19 protein-coding genes and 1 pseudogene are annotated in these 15,697 nt (G+C 37.5%); 4 read left to right on the forward strand and 16 right to left on the reverse strand.

Translation table 11 applies throughout. The features are described 5' to 3' along the window. Positions 1-12: 12 nt before the first annotated feature. The 16 genes and pseudogenes from chrA to B4Z90_RS13130 all read right to left on the reverse strand — a co-directional run bounded on the left by chrA (position 13) and on the right by B4Z90_RS13130 (position 12,613). Positions 13-1,140 carry a chromate efflux transporter gene (chrA, locus tag B4Z90_RS13055; protein ID WP_002978301.1) on the reverse strand — a complete coding sequence of 376 codons (1,128 nt, stop codon included), beginning with the start codon at positions 1,138-1,140 and terminating at the stop codon, positions 13-15. Next, a complete protein-coding gene (locus B4Z90_RS13060) occupies positions 1,130-1,561 on the reverse strand; it encodes a DoxX family protein (RefSeq protein WP_002978304.1) in 432 nt (143 codons plus the stop codon). Before B4Z90_RS13060 ends, chrA begins: the two co-directional genes overlap by 11 nt. Positions 1,562-1,573: 12 nt before the next feature. After that, the gene (locus B4Z90_RS13065) at positions 1,574-2,047 is read right to left on the reverse strand and encodes a DUF6428 family protein (protein ID WP_002978305.1); all 474 of its coding nucleotides are present in this window, start codon (positions 2,045-2,047) and stop codon (positions 1,574-1,576) included. A 66-nt stretch (positions 2,048-2,113) separates the two neighbouring features. After that, positions 2,114-2,443, reverse strand: a complete 330-nt coding sequence (locus B4Z90_RS13070; RefSeq protein ID WP_002978307.1) for an ArsR/SmtB family transcription factor — start codon at positions 2,441-2,443, stop codon at positions 2,114-2,116. Positions 2,444-2,554: 111 nt separating this feature from the next. Then, positions 2,555-4,090: a SulP family inorganic anion transporter gene (locus B4Z90_RS13075; RefSeq protein WP_002978310.1), complete on the reverse strand. Its 1,536-nt coding sequence runs from the start codon at positions 4,088-4,090 to the stop codon at positions 2,555-2,557. Between the two features lie 476 nt (positions 4,091-4,566). After that, positions 4,567-5,373 (reverse strand): PRTRC system ThiF family protein, encoded by an 807-nt coding sequence (locus tag B4Z90_RS13080; protein ID WP_132778939.1) that lies wholly within the window; start codon positions 5,371-5,373, stop codon positions 4,567-4,569. Further along, a complete protein-coding gene (locus B4Z90_RS13085; protein ID WP_037438463.1) occupies positions 5,373-6,095 on the reverse strand; it encodes a PRTRC system protein B in 723 nt (240 codons plus the stop codon). The genes B4Z90_RS13080 and B4Z90_RS13085 overlap by 1 nt, the downstream gene beginning before the upstream one ends. Beyond that, positions 6,092-7,258, reverse strand: a complete 1,167-nt coding sequence (locus B4Z90_RS13090) for a hypothetical protein (RefSeq protein ID WP_037438462.1) — start codon at positions 7,256-7,258, stop codon at positions 6,092-6,094. Before B4Z90_RS13090 ends, B4Z90_RS13085 begins: the two co-directional genes overlap by 4 nt. Positions 7,259-7,273: 15 nt before the next feature. Beyond that, complete coding sequence (locus B4Z90_RS13095; protein ID WP_037438461.1) at positions 7,274-7,492, reverse strand: PRTRC system protein C; 219 nt, start codon at positions 7,490-7,492, stop codon at positions 7,274-7,276. Between the two features lie 27 nt (positions 7,493-7,519). Next, complete coding sequence (locus B4Z90_RS13100; protein WP_037438460.1) at positions 7,520-8,122, reverse strand: PRTRC system protein E; 603 nt, start codon at positions 8,120-8,122, stop codon at positions 7,520-7,522. A gap of 12 nt (positions 8,123-8,134) precedes the next feature. Next, positions 8,135-8,317: a hypothetical protein gene (locus tag B4Z90_RS13105; protein WP_037438459.1), complete on the reverse strand. Its 183-nt coding sequence runs from the start codon at positions 8,315-8,317 to the stop codon at positions 8,135-8,137. An 18-nt stretch (positions 8,318-8,335) separates the two neighbouring features. Then, a pseudogene (locus tag B4Z90_RS25070) lies at positions 8,336-8,674 on the reverse strand (molybdenum ABC transporter ATP-binding protein). Between the two features lie 11 nt (positions 8,675-8,685). Then, complete coding sequence (locus B4Z90_RS13115) at positions 8,686-9,168, reverse strand: hypothetical protein (RefSeq protein ID WP_037438458.1); 483 nt, start codon at positions 9,166-9,168, stop codon at positions 8,686-8,688. Between the two features lie 52 nt (positions 9,169-9,220). Further along, complete coding sequence (locus B4Z90_RS13120) at positions 9,221-10,294, reverse strand: DUF932 domain-containing protein (RefSeq protein WP_037438457.1); 1,074 nt, start codon at positions 10,292-10,294, stop codon at positions 9,221-9,223. 43 nt (positions 10,295-10,337) lie between these two features. After that, a complete protein-coding gene (locus B4Z90_RS13125) occupies positions 10,338-10,715 on the reverse strand; it encodes a single-stranded DNA-binding protein (protein WP_037438456.1) in 378 nt (125 codons plus the stop codon). A gap of 647 nt (positions 10,716-11,362) precedes the next feature. Then, complete coding sequence (locus B4Z90_RS13130) at positions 11,363-12,613, reverse strand: site-specific integrase (RefSeq protein ID WP_037438455.1); 1,251 nt, start codon at positions 12,611-12,613, stop codon at positions 11,363-11,365. A gap of 269 nt (positions 12,614-12,882) precedes the next feature. Here B4Z90_RS13130 and B4Z90_RS13135 point away from each other — a divergent pair, with 269 nt between their 5' ends. The 4 genes from B4Z90_RS13135 (at position 12,883) to B4Z90_RS13150 (ending at position 15,693) form a co-directional block, all read left to right on the forward strand. Continuing rightward, complete coding sequence (locus B4Z90_RS13135; RefSeq protein WP_286802433.1) at positions 12,883-13,479, forward strand: TetR/AcrR family transcriptional regulator; 597 nt, start codon at positions 12,883-12,885, stop codon at positions 13,477-13,479. Then, a complete protein-coding gene (locus B4Z90_RS13140; protein WP_286802435.1) occupies positions 13,460-14,545 on the forward strand; it encodes an adenylate/guanylate cyclase domain-containing protein in 1,086 nt (361 codons plus the stop codon). The genes B4Z90_RS13135 and B4Z90_RS13140 overlap by 20 nt, the downstream gene beginning before the upstream one ends. A 30-nt stretch (positions 14,546-14,575) precedes the next feature. After that, on the forward strand, positions 14,576-14,836 hold the full coding sequence (locus B4Z90_RS13145) for an FAD/NAD(P)-binding protein (protein ID WP_286802437.1): 261 nt from the start codon (positions 14,576-14,578) through the stop codon (positions 14,834-14,836). A gap of 221 nt (positions 14,837-15,057) precedes the next feature. Continuing rightward, positions 15,058-15,693 carry an HdeD family acid-resistance protein gene (locus B4Z90_RS13150; protein ID WP_286802438.1) on the forward strand — a complete coding sequence of 212 codons (636 nt, stop codon included), beginning with the start codon at positions 15,058-15,060 and terminating at the stop codon, positions 15,691-15,693. Positions 15,694-15,697 lie beyond the last annotated feature (4 nt).

Here is a 15,697-nt window from a genome sequence, read left to right on the forward strand (position 1 = left end):
TTTAAGATAACTTTAGATAAGATTAAATAAATACCCTAATAATGCTCCTCCAATAACCACAAAGGCACTATTTATTTTTTTGAATTTGAAAACTACGATCGCACTTATCATTGCAATTAATATCGTCCGCCAATCAGTAATAGTTTCTTTGCCCATTGTAAGACAAATAGCGGCTATGATTGCAACAGATGCCACATTGACCGCATCGAGAAAAATGGACAGTCCTTTAGATTGGCGCATTTTTTTCATCAAGGGATTTAGCAATGCTACTAAAATAAACGACGGCAGAAAAATAGCAATCGTAGAAATAACTGCTCCGGATAGTCCGTTGATTTGATAGCCAATAAACGTAACTGAAGAAAAAACAGGACCTGGGGTAAACTGTCCAACAGCAATAGCATCCATTAATTGCTGCCGGGTGAGTAAGCCCGTTGCAACTAATTCCGTATCTAAAAAGGCGAAAAGAACATAACCGCTTCCGTAGAGGATAGCACCAATTTTCAGGAATATCCAAAATAATTTGGTATTTGTTTCAGACAGTAAGGGGCTTTGTGCGATTTGTAAGAATGCGAGCGGGATAAAACTTTGGAGCGTATTTTTTGTATCCTGAAGGTAATACAAGGCCATTGCCAGCAATCCCGCTCCAAACATCAAATAGATTTCACTAATGCCGAATAATGACAGTACCAAAACAAGAATACCTACAACCGCCAAGAATGTGGACTTTACTGATTTCTTTGCTAATGGAAAAACAGCTCCTATGATAATAGCGATGATTGCAGGTTTGATACCGTAAATAAAGGGCTGTACTTCGGGCAATTGTCCGTATTGCTGATACAACCATGCAAATATCCCGGTAATGAAAACCGCAGGTAAAATAAAGCATAACCCTGCAAAGATTAATCCTTTCCAACCGCCTTTGTCATAGCCGATGTGTATCGCCATTTCTGTACTGTTGGGGCCAGGAATGAGATTAGTAGCTCCCAACAAATCCAAAAAATGCTGTTCGCTCATCCATTTTCTTTTCACTACTACCTCCTGCTGCATCATAGCAATATGAGCCGCGGGACCTCCAAAACCAATAAAACCGAGCTTTAGAAAGAGTTTGGCAATTTCCTTTATTTGAATATCACGCTCCATTTCTCATTACGATTTTATCAATAGACCAATTACCTCCGCCTTTGATTAACAAAAACATACTTCCCAAAAGCATCGCCCAATCCGTACGGCTGCCGTGCAGCAATTCCCAAATACCCTCGCTAGCCAAAATAGATGTTTTGGTCGTGGCAATGGCAACCAGCATAATGATGATGAGCGGAATACTTGCTAACCTTGTAAGCAACCCCAGCAAAATAAACGCTCCGCAAAGGATTTCAAATATGCCTACAAAACTTCCAAAAAATTCAGGCGATGGCAAGCCAATTTTTTCAAACCGTCCCGCTCCACGAATGGCAGGAAACAGCAATTTTTGAATGCCCTCCGATAAAAAAACACCTCCAACAATCAGTCGGATTATGATTGTTGTCTTTGAATTATCTGTATGAATGATTTTTGAAAACATAAAAATTCAATTTTAACAACATCCGCCACCTGGAGTACAAGCATTAGCATTATTTACAGGCAGTTCTGCCAAATTTTTCTTTACTTTTTCGGAAGGAATACCGCAGGCATCTTGAGCCAAACAAGCTGTTGTTTTATTTTTCAGTACAAATGTATCTCCGTTGAAATCCAAATCATACTTACCAATCGTTTCGCTTTGGTATTCCACTTCAATTTCCGCATCTTCTATGCCCAATTTTTCTTCGGATAGCTTGATGATGTTTAATAGCTTAGCTGGCTTTAATTTGTGCTCGAAATCGTCTGCATTCCATAATTGGAAGTTTACAACTTTTTCCGAACGGATTACGCCACCACAGTCTATAAAGTTTTTAGTAATTTGTCCCACTTCGGTAACGTGGAAATGTTCTGGAACTAAGGTTCCGTTTTCTAATTGAAATCCAACATTTACTAATGTTGGCAGGATTTCTTTAATTTTTGATAGCTTCATATTTCTGATATTAACTCAATAAATGTTATATTGCAATGTTACGATGATTTGGTGTTAAAAAAAAGCTTAACAGCATTCTTTACTATTTACATTCTCGACAAAAAAGCTATTGAGTTCCTTCTTAATCTCATTCCAGACTGTTTCATTAATACAGTAACATACACTAGTTCCTTCTATATTTCCTTTAATGATACCAATATTTTTCAGCTCTTTCAAGTGTTGTGAAATTGTCGCTTGTGCCAATCCCAATTCTTCTACAAGATCATTACAGATGCAGGCATTTTGTTTAATGATATGTTGCAGTATAGCTATACGAGCAGGATGAGCCAGTGCCTTTAAAATACTAGCTAAATGGTTCTGCTGTTCTGTAAAAATTTCGGTTTTTGTGACACCCATCAGTTTTATAAAAATAAATATATCGCAATATTACGATAATAAATTTAAACAGCAATAATTTTTTTTAAAATTATTGCTGTAGTTGTAATATTAAACTTGGGTATTCCGATGCTATTTATTAGTCATTACTTTGTAGGTAGGATCTTCAATAATATTCACATCAATAACTGTTTCTGCATTTTTAAGTAATTGCCTGCAATCTTGGCTTAAATGACGTAAATGTAGTTTTTTACCTTCCTTGTGATACTTCTCCGTAATTTTATTTAAAGCTTCAATAGCAGACATATCAACTACTTTACTTTCCTTAAAATCAATTACAACTTCATTCGGGTCATTTAGTACGTCAAATTTTTCAATAAATGCGGCAGTAGAACCAAAGAAGAGCGGCCCAAAAATTTCGTAATGCTTTACACCATCTTCATCTACATATTTTCTTGCACGTATTCTTTTAGCACTCTCCCAGGCAAATACTAGAGCCGAAATGACTACACCAATCAAAACCGCTAAAGCTAAGTTGTGCAATACTATGGTTATAACTGCTACCAACATGCCAATAAAAATATCGTGTCGAGGCATTTTATTAATAATTCGAAAGCTGACCCACTCAAATGTACCTATAGCTACCATCATCATCACCCCGACTAATGCCGCCATTGGAATTTGCTCGATTACAGGACCAGCAACAAGAATGATCAATAAGATTGCTATGGCTGCAACTATTGAAGAAAGTCTGGCTCTTCCTCCAGCTCCTACATTAACTAAAGTCTGGGCAACCATTGCACATCCACCCATTCCTCCGAAGAAACCGTTGGTGATATTGGCTATACCTTGTGCGGCAGCCTCACGGTTAGATTGTCCTTTTGTGCCGGTTATTTCATCAACCATATTAAGCGTTAACAGACTTTCAATCAATCCAACCCCTGCCATTACCAAGGCATAAGGGAAAATAATTTTCAATGTTTCCAGAGTAAAAGGAATAGCAGGGATGTGAAATGAAGGTAAAGAGCCTCCTACAGAGGCGATATCAATAACTTTTTTAGTATCGATGCCGAAAAAATATACAATACCAAAGACAACTATTATTGCTACTAAAGATGCAGGAACCGCTTTTGTAAATTTTGGCAATATAAATACGATGGCTATAGTTAATAATGTCAATCCAGCCATTAGATAAAGCGCCGGCCCCTGCATCCAACCTTCTATCCCGTTTTCTACAACTTTAAATTGAGCTACCTGTGCCATGAAAATGATTACTGCAAGGCCGTTTAAAAAACCATACATTACTGGTTGTGGGATCAGGCGGACAAATTTACCCAGTTTAAAAATTCCTACTGAAAATTGCAGTACACCTGCTAATATAACCGCAGCAAAAAGATATTCCACACCGTGTGATGCTGCCAATGCGATAAGTACTACTACCGTTGCTCCGGCTCCCCCAGAAACCATTCCGGGTCTGCCTCCCAAAATTGCAGTAACAATACCCATTAAAAAAGCTGCATAAAGCCCTGTCAAAGGCGAAAGCCCTGCCAGAATAGCAAAGGATAAAGACTCAGGTATCATGGTCATAGCCACCGCAAGACCCGCAAGAATTTCGTTTTTGTAATTAATTTTCTGTTTGAAATCAAACAGATTAATAACTTTCTGCATAAAAAAGTATGTTTAAATATTAAAAATGTAAATAAAAAAGAGATGCACCAAAAGAAAAAACCTTTGGGTACGATAAAAAAGCCAATAAATTAAAATTGGGAAATATAACAGTTAGCCTAAGATCAAGGCGGAGTAACTTGGGATGATATTTGTACTGTTCTTTTCATTGAGTGGTGCAAAAGTACAATTTATAGTTATTGTACACAATTTAACACCAAAAAAACTAAAAAAAATTGTTTTACAACACAGAATCTTTTCTTTGGTCGCTGTGTGAAAAGAAAAGAAGTCATTACCAAAAACAAAAAATGGGATACTGAATATCCCACGCAAAAAACTCGCAACCTGTTTGGTAAAATGTAAGGAAATGGAATTGTGAGCCGGTGCATTTTTGCAAAGTGATTGCATCCGCTTTAAACCGCAAAAATGCGTTTCCGACCGTAGGGAGGAATTGCATTTTTGCCCGCCGATTTCGGCTTTTAGGCAACTTTTATCGGGTGGGTGCGGAAATCTTTCAGATTGTGAAAAAATCCTTTGTATTCAGTCATTCCCCTGCGAAACAAGTTCCATAACAAAGAACAACCCATTTGTGTAAGCGATGAATTGATAAACAAATCTTGGTGTTCCAACGCTTCAGCAAGTGAGCAACTTGGCGTGCTGTCCTCTTGTTCAGATTGCTTCAATAGTTCGCCAAATTCATCGGTAACAAATGGCAGGCTTGCCACCGTTTCGTACTTTTCAGAATTTGGTTGTTTTATCTCTCCGATGGTGGATAATATAACTTGCCCTGTGTGTTGGCTATTTCCAAAGTCAACCCAATATTTTGGCTCATCTTGATAGTGTCTGCGGTAGCTTATTTCTTTTAAAATTTCAGCAACGCCAAACCTTGCCTGTACGCCATCCACACAAGTAATGGTAATAACTGCCCTTGCTTCTTCGGGCAATCTGCCAAAATTATCTTTTTCAAATTTTACCGTTTCGGCTTTCCAATTTGTACCTGCCCAACGGTTGCATCGGTTGATTAAAGCAACGGATTTGTATAATCCTGTTTCACTTTCTGCAAAACGCTGTCTGCCCAAATTGGCACTTGTGATAACATCATCATCCCAAAGGCGGACTTGTAACCCTGCGTGTTCCAATGCTATCAAACTTTCGTTTATTTCCATTAAGGCGGTCAATACTTTTGAACCTGTGCCACCTGCTCCGATAAGGTTTACCGAAATCGGATTGGTTGGATTGAGCAGGTAATTATCTGTAAAATGTACTGCTGTTTTTGCTGTATTCATCACAATAGATTTTTAAGGGTTTTATTGTTCTTTTTCAATACCTCTTTACGAAAGGGTTTATCTGTGTTGATAAGGTCTTTCCAAAGGGTTACAATGTTTTTTCTTGTCACGTTTTCGCATAATGAATGACTGAAATAGGAATTGAAAAAATAATGTTCCCACGCCTGTATAAATTCCTCAACCGAAGCCGAATTTTTGACGTCAATACCCACAGTACCCATACATACATTGCCTTTTTCGTAGATATTGAAGAAAGGTGCATAATGCAAAGGCGTTTTCTCGGTGGGTCTTCTGTCGTTTGCCAAAGCAAATACAGAAAGGCTGTTTTTGCTTGCCAACCAAAGCATTGGCGGTACTTGTGCTTTTCCGTTGGGTATGCCCAAACTGTCCACAAAATAAAGTTGTCTTTGCTTTGCTTTCGTGTACCATAATACCGTGGCTTTTTCAGCACTCGGATTGATATGCAGAATATTAGTGGGCAATATCCCTTTTGGTTTTAAAAAAGCTTGGTTCTTTTCATCATCGGTCTGTAAGGACTTAGCCAATACATTGGCTTCTTTTACAGTTAATGGATGCGCATTGATAGGTATTCCATTGTTGTCCATATCAAAATGCTCCACGAACATATCGGTATCTTTTCCATTGGCTTCGTAGAAAACTAAAGCAGATTTTGGATGGTACAATGTGCCGAAGTCTTTGGTTATGTCGTTTAAGGTGTTCATTTTTCTATCGTTTTGTATTCATATAATAATCCACTCAAATCATTCAATAAACCAAATAAACGGTTCTCAAAATCAAGGTTTGCTGTTGGTATTTCACTTCCGTCAAATCGCTTGGAAATAGTAGGTTCTGCCATTGCTCCGTACTCGTTAAATTCATTGTTGATGGTATCTGAAAGACTTTCGTACAACCAGCCTTTAGTATCTGCAATAAATGAAATGTATTTTTCCATTCCGATTATTTCATTCTCGTCATCATCATTATAAGGGTCTTCTTCGGATATTGGTGCGTTTCGGAAAATGCTTGCATTCGGATATTCAGTAAAAAGGTCAAACGCATTACAAGCCACTTGCCAGCATCCGTTATCGAACGCATCAGCAATTTTAAATCGGTTCAAACGCTGTTCAAATACCTTTAGATTGATACGGTTAAATAGCTTTTTTTCTATTTTATCGCCAATGTATTCGGCATTTCTCAATTCACGTTTGTTGGTTTCGGTTTCTGCCGTTTCCTCGTCTTGTTCCACCCAATCTGTCATCATTTCGTACAACCAATATAGATAACTTTCTTCCTGCCTGTAATACGGAATTTGAGCGATATGATACAGATAACTACATACCGATAGTAAAAGCTGTGCGGTCTTTTTACGCTTTGGGTCTTTGAGCATTTTAAAGAGTGGCACAACGGGAATGTAATACAAGGTTGTTCCTGTGTTGTATCGTTCCTCGCCTATAAAATAGGTTTTCCTGCTATCCTTTACCAATCTGAAACCATCCCAATTGCTGTTGGTACGCTTTACTTTGTTTTCCATATCCCACATAGCCAATGTTATATTGTAGGGAAACTTAAAACTGTTGGTCTGCATTGGTTCAATCCTGTAATGCTTGGCAAGTTTGGAAAGGGACTTGTAAAAATCCCTCTCCGTTTTCTGACAAGCCTGTACGGATGATGCCGTTTTTAGTTTGGGCAGAAACGTACACTTTAGAATACCATTGGTAGCATTGCTATTGGTACGGATTTCTGCTTGTCTTTCTGCACTTGGTTTGCGTCCTTTGGTCTTTGCATCAAATTGGCGAACTCGCCCAACTGTCGGTGCAATTGCCGTTGTCGTTTCTGTTCGGGTATGCTGATAGTTCCCGATATGATGTTGCGTTGCATAATTCATCGCTTTAATATTTGGTTAACCTTTCGTACCCATTACACTCTCAAACTTGTACTCGACTGCATCGTCTTTTATTTGTGGTGCAGATACTTTTGCTGTTGTCAAAATCGGGTACATATTGGCGTAAAAATTCATTACGGCTTCCACGCTCCAACGTGGTTCGGGGTCGGTCAGTCTGATGTCCTGTCCTTTATCTTTGAGTATAAACACTCGCTCTAATTGGGTTGCTAATAACATAACTTTCTAATTTTGGGGTTAACACTTTTATTCTTCTTCGTCCGCTTCATCAATAGGATAATCGTCCGCAACTGCTTCCGCTTGTAGAAGTTTGGGTTTTGTTTCGTCAATTGCTCCGAAAAGGCTCGGCGTGGCAAACTTGTCTGATAATGAGGTTTTGCGTTTGCGTATCTCGTCTGCTTTTTCGGGAAACTCCGTTATATCGGGAACTTTTATCCACGCTTCACGGAATTTGCCCTCTTTCTCCAACTCGTCCGCCTTTGCCATTGCATCTTTAAACTTCTTGTCTTTGACTTCTTTTTCTTTTTTCTCTTTTTCGGTTTTTGCTTTCTCGATTGCCGATTGTGCTTTGGCTTCATCAAGTTGCTTTTGAAATTTCTCCATATCCACCATTAAGCTCGATACCTTTTGTATAGGTGTGGTTATCTGCTCAAAAAATCCCTCGTCAAACTCCTGGGGTGTGGCGTTAAAGGTCAATGGTGGAATTAGGTTTTTTGCACTATCTCCGCATTGTTCGTTATTGAGCAATACTGTTACAATTAGGTTGCTTTCTATTCCTTTTGAAATGTTCAGTTGTAATACTCCTGTAAAGTCTAACTGCTGTATCTGATTGAAAAAATTGGTGTTCATCGTTCTAAAATTTTAATTGTTAATACTTTTTTCTTTTTTAAGTTTCTCGTGCATATCTGCCCAATATTCCTGTCTTTCCTTGTCTGTTTCTGTTGGTGGGTCGTGCTGATATTCTTTATACCAACCTGTTTGTTGAATAGCTTTTATGAGGTCGGTAACTTCAATCCAATTCCCTTTTTTATCTATGATTTTCATCGTACTTGGCTTTAAGTGTTATTTGCTGATTTCCGCTATTTGGTCAATCCTACCATAAATGATACTTCTAAGACTTGTTTTGTCGGGAGCGTTGTATTCTGCCCAACTGCCGTACTGCTTTACGATATAGGATTTTAAAACATCCTAGAAACCAAAACGATAACCCATAAGCGGGACGGCTCTTTTGAAATAGGCGTTTCGGTTTACTGCTTCGGCAAGCCAATTTTTTTCGGCTCGGTTCAACTTGTCGCCTTTGTTCAGTTTTTCCCTTAATAGGTAAACCTTTGCATTTTGCAGGGTTGCCAATTCGGGTACATCTTGGCGTACAAACTTTGTAGCTATTGTTCTTGTTTCCATTGCCTTTGGTTTTAAGTTTCTTGAATTTTAATTTTCCGCTCCAACAAGTTTTCTAATATCTCGTAATCGCTTTCGTAATCATTACCCTCAAAATGGTAGGTTTCGTTTTCTTCATCAAATTCGTATTGCTCAAAATCCACGTCTTCCAAATAAACATCTGTGAGTAGCTTGTCATAAAATGTTGCCCTGCCATATACAAGATTGCCCATTTCTTCATAGTCGTGTGTGAAATTCACTTCGTAATGCTCCGCTATCTTTTGAATGATTTCCATATTTGGTGACCACTTTGTTTCATATTGAAATTGTCCTTCATCGCCTTCATTCCAATAGATATTGAAGAAATAACCACCATTATCTTTAGAAATAAATTCGGGTAATTGTCCTTCTTCGATTTTTTCTTCCTTTTCCTTCATTGATTGAAAAAGTTCCTGTATTGCTGTGATTGTTTCGGGTTTCCCCTCGAATACAACTGTATTACTGCACCAATTTGCCATAACTTTTGTTTTTAGTAGGCTACCACCGATTAAAGCGGTAGCCTGTTGTTATTTAATTAAGGTTTAGGGTTTCTGCACCATCTAAAGCAAAACCATTACACAATTCAAATGCTTTCTGTGATTTGAGTTGAGCAGTGCCACCCAATACAATGCTCTGCAACTTGGCTTCATCATTCTTGTAATTTCTTACGTTCTGATAGTAACCTGTAACCGCATTATAAGCTCCGAACAATGTTCCTTTTGTCGTATCCATTTGTTGGGTGTCGCTTATCATTGCGTATGCAAAAGCATCTTCAACGGTGTTTTTGAACACGGTTGAAATTTCATCTTCCGCACCTTTTTTGATTAAATCAAAGGTTTCCTTATTCGGGCAAAGTGCCAATTGAATTAGCTTTTTAACCTCTCGGTCTGTTACCTTTACTTTTGCCCATTCATTGAAAATTCCCTCTAATTGGTTGCTCAATGTGTTGGCAAGTCCCATAATCTTGTGAGCGTTCTCGATACGTCCTTTTGCTCCCGAAGTGTGTTTGATACGGACAACATTGGTCATATTGCGTAATGAAGCGTTTAAGGTATTTTGGCAAACGATACGGATTGGTGTAAATGCGGCTGTGATACTTCCGCTACCATCATGCGAAGTGGTTAGGAAAATGTATTTTTCCGTAACATCATCGCCATTGCCTACACGGATATAGTCAGGCAGTTTGGCTGTGATAAAAATACGTTCTCCGTTGCCTAATGCTCCTGCGGTTTCGTACAGAATGCCCTCGCCACCACCTACAATAGCATCAAAGAAATTAAAGGCTTCACGGTTTTGTACGATATGGTAATCCTTGCCGACTACTCCCAATACCTTATTGTTATCGGTGCGAATGTTGGCGAAATAGTTAGGAACTTCTAATTCTCTACTGCCTATCTCTATACCGTTAGCCGTTTCGATAATGCCCGAACCTTTGGTAAAAAGTGGGGATTTTACGACTTCGTAATCTAACCCTGCGTGTTTGATAGCTTCCTCGCTTGTCGGGTATTGCTTCACGATTTGCCCCAAGTTGTGCCATGCTTTTTGTTGTACGCTAAAAAATGAATAACGTCCTGTTCTCTCGTTAAAATTGATATTATGTGCCATAATGTTAGAAATTTTGATGTTAAAAATGATTGAATGTTCTTGATTAAAATGGGAGGTCGTCTTCTGCCTTGCTATTGTTTGTGCTTGTGGTAGCTTGTGCCGTTTCCGATTTTTTGCCACCTCCGTGCAATTTGATTTGAGAGGTATGGAAATTCAGTCCTGCTCTTGGTTCTCCATCATTACCTGTCCACGCTCTTGTGCTTACTCGTCCCGATAGTTCTACCAAAGTACCTTTTGTGAGTAGCTTGGCTACATTCGGGGTTATCCAATAGGAGCAATCGAAATAGGTTGTTTGCTCTATGCGTTCGCCCTGTTTGTTACGGTAGCTGTCGTTGGTCGCTACTGAAAAGTTTACTACTTGTTTGTCCTGTGACGTTATGCGTACTTCCGCATCCCTTGTCAATCTTCCTGTGATGTTCATATTCTTTAATTTTTAGTTATTGATTTTGATTTTTTTTTGATTTATTCGGCAATGAGAGGAGGTGCTGTTTCGTTTCATTACCATTTCCAATGTTTTTAATCTTCATATCTGACATTTTTTTTTATTCGTTTAAAGAGCCGGAGTATGCTATGTTTCGTTTCACGAGCATAAAAGGTTCGTGTTTAGCATCACCAAGGTTTTGGAAAAAAATACTACCCAACGGGTGGAGATTATTTTCCAAACTTGCTTGACCTTTGTGATGCGTTAAGAACACGGAAATACCTTTGCTCTTGAAATGGGACAAAAAAGCATACGGGTCTTTGGATAAAATGAATGTGGAAGCCAAGAAGATGGCATTGAGAAATGGTTTTCAGTGAATTGAAATAACACTTCCAATTCGCTGAATTTTTAAAACACTTTTTTAAAGCGGTGGGTTATCAAAGCCACACTAGCAGAGGATTAGAAAATGTATTTGTGTGGGAGGCGTAGATGGCAACATTTTTTAATCTTCTGTTCCAGAAGTAGCCGAAAAGCTCTTTTACAGAAAGGGAATAGCAGAGCGAAGTAAATGTGCTTTGGCTATAAAATATGGGCATAAAAAAAGCAGAACCGTTAAGTTCTGCTAGTAATTATCAAATTGTGATTAACTATATAACCTGTAAAAACGCTTCTTCAATCTCCTTAAATTTAGGAGCTACTAAATCCATATCCTTACTAATCTTTTGGCTGGTAATTTTAGCATAAATCTGTGTAGTTGAAATGTTTTTATGTCCCATCATTTTGCTAAGGCTTTCAAGAGGTACGCCTTCGGTCAAAAACATCGTTCCAAATGTGTGTCTTGCGGTGTGAAAAGTTACTTTTTGTTCTGTAATAATTTCAGCTTTTTCAATTAATTTGCCAATGTGAGTATTGCAGGTTACATTAGTTGGAACTGGAAAGATAAACTCATTACGAGTGCTACCGAGGTATTTTTCTATAATACGTTTTGGGATTTCCATTAATCGAACATTAGAAGCAATATCTGATTTTTTTCTTCTGCTGATGATCCATTGATGGCCATCGAAGAAAGACTGAATATTGTTCCTTGTTAGTTTTTTAATATCCGCATAAGCAAGTCCGGTAAAACAACTGAAAATAAAAAGATCTTTCACAAGCTCATACCGTGGGTGGGGCGGTGCACACATCATCAGTTTTTCTACATCTTCTTTAAGAATATAACCCCTGTCGGTTTCTTCCATATTAATTTCATAATCTTGAAACGGATTATCACGTATCAAACCTTTTTTTATAGCCAATTCTACCAGACTTAGTACGGGCATCGTGTAAACCCAAACCGTATTATGTGTAGATTGTAAATCGTACCGAAGATAAAAATCGAATTCCCTAATAAAATCTCCAGTCAATTCCCGAAAGGCCATATCATCACGATGATAGCGTTCTTTGATAAAAGTGGTAAGATGATTATAAACCGTGATGTACTTGTTGTAGGTGCTTTGTGAACGTTCTTCCTTGTCAACTAATTTTTTAAAATCCTCATTTTTATCGTTAAAGACTTTTAGAATTGCATCATCCATTACACCAACACCCAAGAATGAGAGCTTTACTTTTTGGGAAGTAGCAAAGCCCTCGTGTTTCAGCATATCTTCATAAATTTTGTCGATACGCCCACGTATGTTATCCAACTTTTTATTAATATTTAAAGCTGTTGCGCTTTTGCCCTCAACTCTTCCATATTTTAGATCCCAATTGCTAGGGTCAATTTCTAACTTTGTCCCAAAAGTTTTAGGTGTTCCGTCAATGGTAATACGTGCCATAATTGGAGCATTACCATTTTTTTTCAGTTCGTTCTTTTTCAAGTAGAAAAGCAGTTTGAACGTTGATTTTTTTGTCTGCGTCATAACTCAAATGTTTAATGTTTAAAATTAATTTACATTGAGTTACAAGGAAATATAAAAATAAGTGCAAAACACTGAAATATAACCGTTTAAGCTATTAAGGAACCTCTATTAATCGGTAACGAATTAGTAACTTAACTTTGTCATTTCAAGCCCAAAACCTATCTGACACCGAGTTCCAAATAAAGACTACTTCTTTATAAAACATTGTATAGCAACGGATTTAATCGTTTTGCTTAACTTTGCTTTTTACTAATCTTTTTAAATAAAAAATGAAAGAAGAGCAGATAAAACAAGCGGTTTTGGAATTATTGGTAAAAGAAGGAAAATTCGATTTGACATTAGAGAATATTGCCCAAAAAGCCAAGATCTGTCATACAGCAATTCATTATTATTTCAGGACAAAAGACAATCTGATCGATCAGGGTTTCCGGGAAATTACAGACGGCCTTATTGTTCCGAGATTTCGAAATTTAACCGAAGAAAACCTGTCTTTGAAAGAAAAAGTAGAAAGATATATCGATGAATCTTCAGAAATTCTTCAGAAATATCCTTATCTGGATGTTTATGCTGTTACCCGGTTTAATGAAAATAATGCTTCCAAGACGTATTTTGATGCGAAACAAATCCATATCGGAAGTTTATTGGCGGAAATTTCATCGGCAATAGAAAAAGGAGCGGTCATCCGGTACCGTCCTTTCGAATTTCTTATTGTTCTTTTTTCGCTTACGGCTTATTTTCATATTGTTTTCAATTCTTTTCAGAAAATTGAACCAAATAGAGTCGGAGAAAACCAAATGATCGCGACAGAAACGCTTTTGAATCTGCTTTTTAACGGAAAAACAAAAAATGGCACAAATGGACCGTAACCTTATTATTCACAAATTAAAAGAGGTTGCTTATATAGCCATCGGTTGGATATTGATTACAAGTTTTTTTCTGTATATAAAATTCAACGATGTTCCGGACAACTGTTTATCCGAAATCTATATTCCTAGGGAATACCTGTCAAAAAAATGGCTGTACAAAGTATCGTTTTTTGTTACTGTACCATTGGGAATACTTTTGGGAATGTTACATACATTCGTTTATCCCCGGTTACGGAGAAAGAAAATTGCTCTTACCGCCATAATCAGGTTGTTGATTTTCCTGCTATTATCTACACTGATCTATCTTGTCTTTTTGTTTTTAGACAGGGACAGTTCACTTGAAGTAAATCAGACGGATTTGATCACCACTTATCGCAAAAACGTAGCCGATACCGTTTTCATTTATACGTTGTCTACAGAATATCTGCTGGGGCTGCTGATTCTTTTGAGACGTAATCTGGGCGAAAACTATTTTTTCAATGTTATAAAAAACACCTATAGCATTCCCAAAGAAGAAACACGTGTATTTATGTTTTTGGATATGGAAAATTCCACTCCGTGTGCAGAAAAAATGGGACATCTGAATTTCAGTAAATATGTACAGGACTGCTTTTGGGATTTGTCGGAAATCGTTTTGAAATATAACGGAGAAATCTATCAGTTTGTGGGTGATGAAGCCGTTATTACCTGGAGAGTTTCCGCAAATTTCGACTATCAAAAGTGCATTGATCTGTACTACGCCTATACTGTTTTTTTATATAACAGAAAACAATATTACGAAGTCAAATACGGCATATCTCCGGCATTCAGGGCAGCTTTACATTCGGGGAAAGTTTCAGTGGCAATGGTAGGAAACTACAAAAGGGAAATTGCCTATCACGGAAATGTCGTAAACCTCTGCTCGCGTTTACAGGCTGCGTGTAAAGAAAACCAGGCAGATGTATTGGTATCCGATAATTTCCATCAACATTTAGATAACACAGAAATATATACATTCCATCCTGTATTTCTAACGCTGAAAGGAATAGAAAATAAGCAAAAAGCCTATATAGTCAGTCGTAATTAATACGTATCAATTCAAACAAAAAATGAAATTATGTCAAATAATAAATTACATGATCCGATAAAAATCATTGTCATTGGCGGCGGTTTTGCAGGAATCAATATCATTAAATCTTTGGCTGAATCTGAAGAATTCAACATCACACTCGTGGACAAAAACAACTACAATTTTTTTCCACCGTTGATTTATTACGGCAGGACAAGATACCGTCTTTTAAGAATCAGAGTAGGCTTCAACAACAAGCTAATCATAAGTCGTAAAAACCGGAGAAAGATTAATAAAGAAATTTCATAAGTTTTTATATGTAAAAAACTTGCCAAAGATTTATCATTAAACGTCTTTTTGAACATTAATAAGCTCAAAATGAAAACTATATATAAGGTCTTTTTTTTGAATTTTGTATAGTTAGATGGAAAGGTGGAGACTAAGTAAAAGATAAATTGATTCACATTATTAAAAATAGCGGAAAAGCCGAACACCGGATCACAAAGTAGGCAGTGTAAAACAATTGAATTATGGCAAATTATTTAAAATCATTCACCAATTCGGTGAAGTACTGGTATCTCCCGTTGATTTTGGGAATTCTTCTAATTGTGTGTGGAATTTATGTCTTCACAGCACCTTTGGAAACTTACGTCACGCTTTCGGTACTGTTCAGCATTTCCTTTGTAGTATCCGGATTATTTGACATTATTTTCAGCCTTAGCAACAGAAAGTCAATCAGCGGTTCGGGTTGGTATTTGGTGAGCGGATTGTTATCCTTTCTGATGGGAATTTATCTGATTATCTATCCGGGAATTTCAATAACTATTCTTCCGTTTGTGGCGGGATTCGTCCTGATGTTCCGTTCTTTTCAGCTTTTGGGATTCTCCTTTGATTTGAGGGATATAGGCATTTTACGTTGGGGCAATCTGGCGGTTTGGAGCGTACTGGGAATTCTTCTTTCTTTTATGCTGATTGCCAATCCTTTTTTCTCCGGGATTTCGTTGGTTGTGCTTACCGGTTCAGCTTTTATTTTGGCAGGAATCTCTTCTGTCTTTTTAGCTTTTGACTTGAAAAAAATCAAGGATTTTCCGAAGAAACTTGGTCACGATTTGAAAAGCAGAATCCAAAAACTACAGGAAGAAATTGAAGAAGCCGTAAAAAAATAATCTG

The sequence above is a fragment of the Sphingobacterium sp. UBA5639 genome (assembly GCF_002421245.1).
Classification (GTDB): domain Bacteria; phylum Bacteroidota; class Bacteroidia; order Sphingobacteriales; family Sphingobacteriaceae; genus Sphingobacterium; species Sphingobacterium multivorum.

Bases quoted from the DNA above. Each gene is read 5' to 3' on its own strand.
- chrA (WP_002978301.1), bottom strand. From the start codon at position 1,140: ATGGAGCGTGATATTCAAATAAAGGAAATTGCCAAACTCTTTCTAAAG.
- B4Z90_RS13060 (WP_002978304.1), bottom strand. From the start codon at position 1,561: ATGTTTTCAAAAATCATTCATACAGATAATTCAAAGACAACAATCATA.
- B4Z90_RS13065 (WP_002978305.1), bottom strand. From the start codon at position 2,047: ATGAAGCTATCAAAAATTAAAGAAATCCTGCCAACATTAGTAAATGTT.
- B4Z90_RS13070 (WP_002978307.1), bottom strand. From the start codon at position 2,443: ATGGGTGTCACAAAAACCGAAATTTTTACAGAACAGCAGAACCATTTA.
- B4Z90_RS13075 (WP_002978310.1), bottom strand. From the start codon at position 4,090: ATGCAGAAAGTTATTAATCTGTTTGATTTCAAACAGAAAATTAATTAC.
- B4Z90_RS13080 (WP_132778939.1), bottom strand. From the start codon at position 5,373: ATGAATACAGCAAAAACAGCAGTACATTTTACAGATAATTACCTGCTC.
- B4Z90_RS13085 (WP_037438463.1), bottom strand. From the start codon at position 6,095: ATGAACACCTTAAACGACATAACCAAAGACTTCGGCACATTGTACCAT.
- B4Z90_RS13090 (WP_037438462.1), bottom strand. From the start codon at position 7,258: ATGAATTATGCAACGCAACATCATATCGGGAACTATCAGCATACCCGA.
- B4Z90_RS13095 (WP_037438461.1), bottom strand. From the start codon at position 7,492: ATGTTATTAGCAACCCAATTAGAGCGAGTGTTTATACTCAAAGATAAA.
- B4Z90_RS13100 (WP_037438460.1), bottom strand. From the start codon at position 8,122: ATGAACACCAATTTTTTCAATCAGATACAGCAGTTAGACTTTACAGGA.
- B4Z90_RS13105 (WP_037438459.1), bottom strand. From the start codon at position 8,317: ATGAAAATCATAGATAAAAAAGGGAATTGGATTGAAGTTACCGACCTC.
- B4Z90_RS13115 (WP_037438458.1), bottom strand. From the start codon at position 9,168: ATGGCAAATTGGTGCAGTAATACAGTTGTATTCGAGGGGAAACCCGAA.
- B4Z90_RS13120 (WP_037438457.1), bottom strand. From the start codon at position 10,294: ATGGCACATAATATCAATTTTAACGAGAGAACAGGACGTTATTCATTT.
- B4Z90_RS13125 (WP_037438456.1), bottom strand. From the start codon at position 10,715: ATGAACATCACAGGAAGATTGACAAGGGATGCGGAAGTACGCATAACG.
- B4Z90_RS13130 (WP_037438455.1), bottom strand. From the start codon at position 12,613: ATGACGCAGACAAAAAAATCAACGTTCAAACTGCTTTTCTACTTGAAA.
- B4Z90_RS13135 (WP_286802433.1), top strand. From the start codon at position 12,883: ATGAAAGAAGAGCAGATAAAACAAGCGGTTTTGGAATTATTGGTAAAA.
- B4Z90_RS13140 (WP_286802435.1), top strand. From the start codon at position 13,460: ATGGCACAAATGGACCGTAACCTTATTATTCACAAATTAAAAGAGGTT.
- B4Z90_RS13145 (WP_286802437.1), top strand. From the start codon at position 14,576: ATGTCAAATAATAAATTACATGATCCGATAAAAATCATTGTCATTGGC.
- B4Z90_RS13150 (WP_286802438.1), top strand. From the start codon at position 15,058: ATGGCAAATTATTTAAAATCATTCACCAATTCGGTGAAGTACTGGTAT.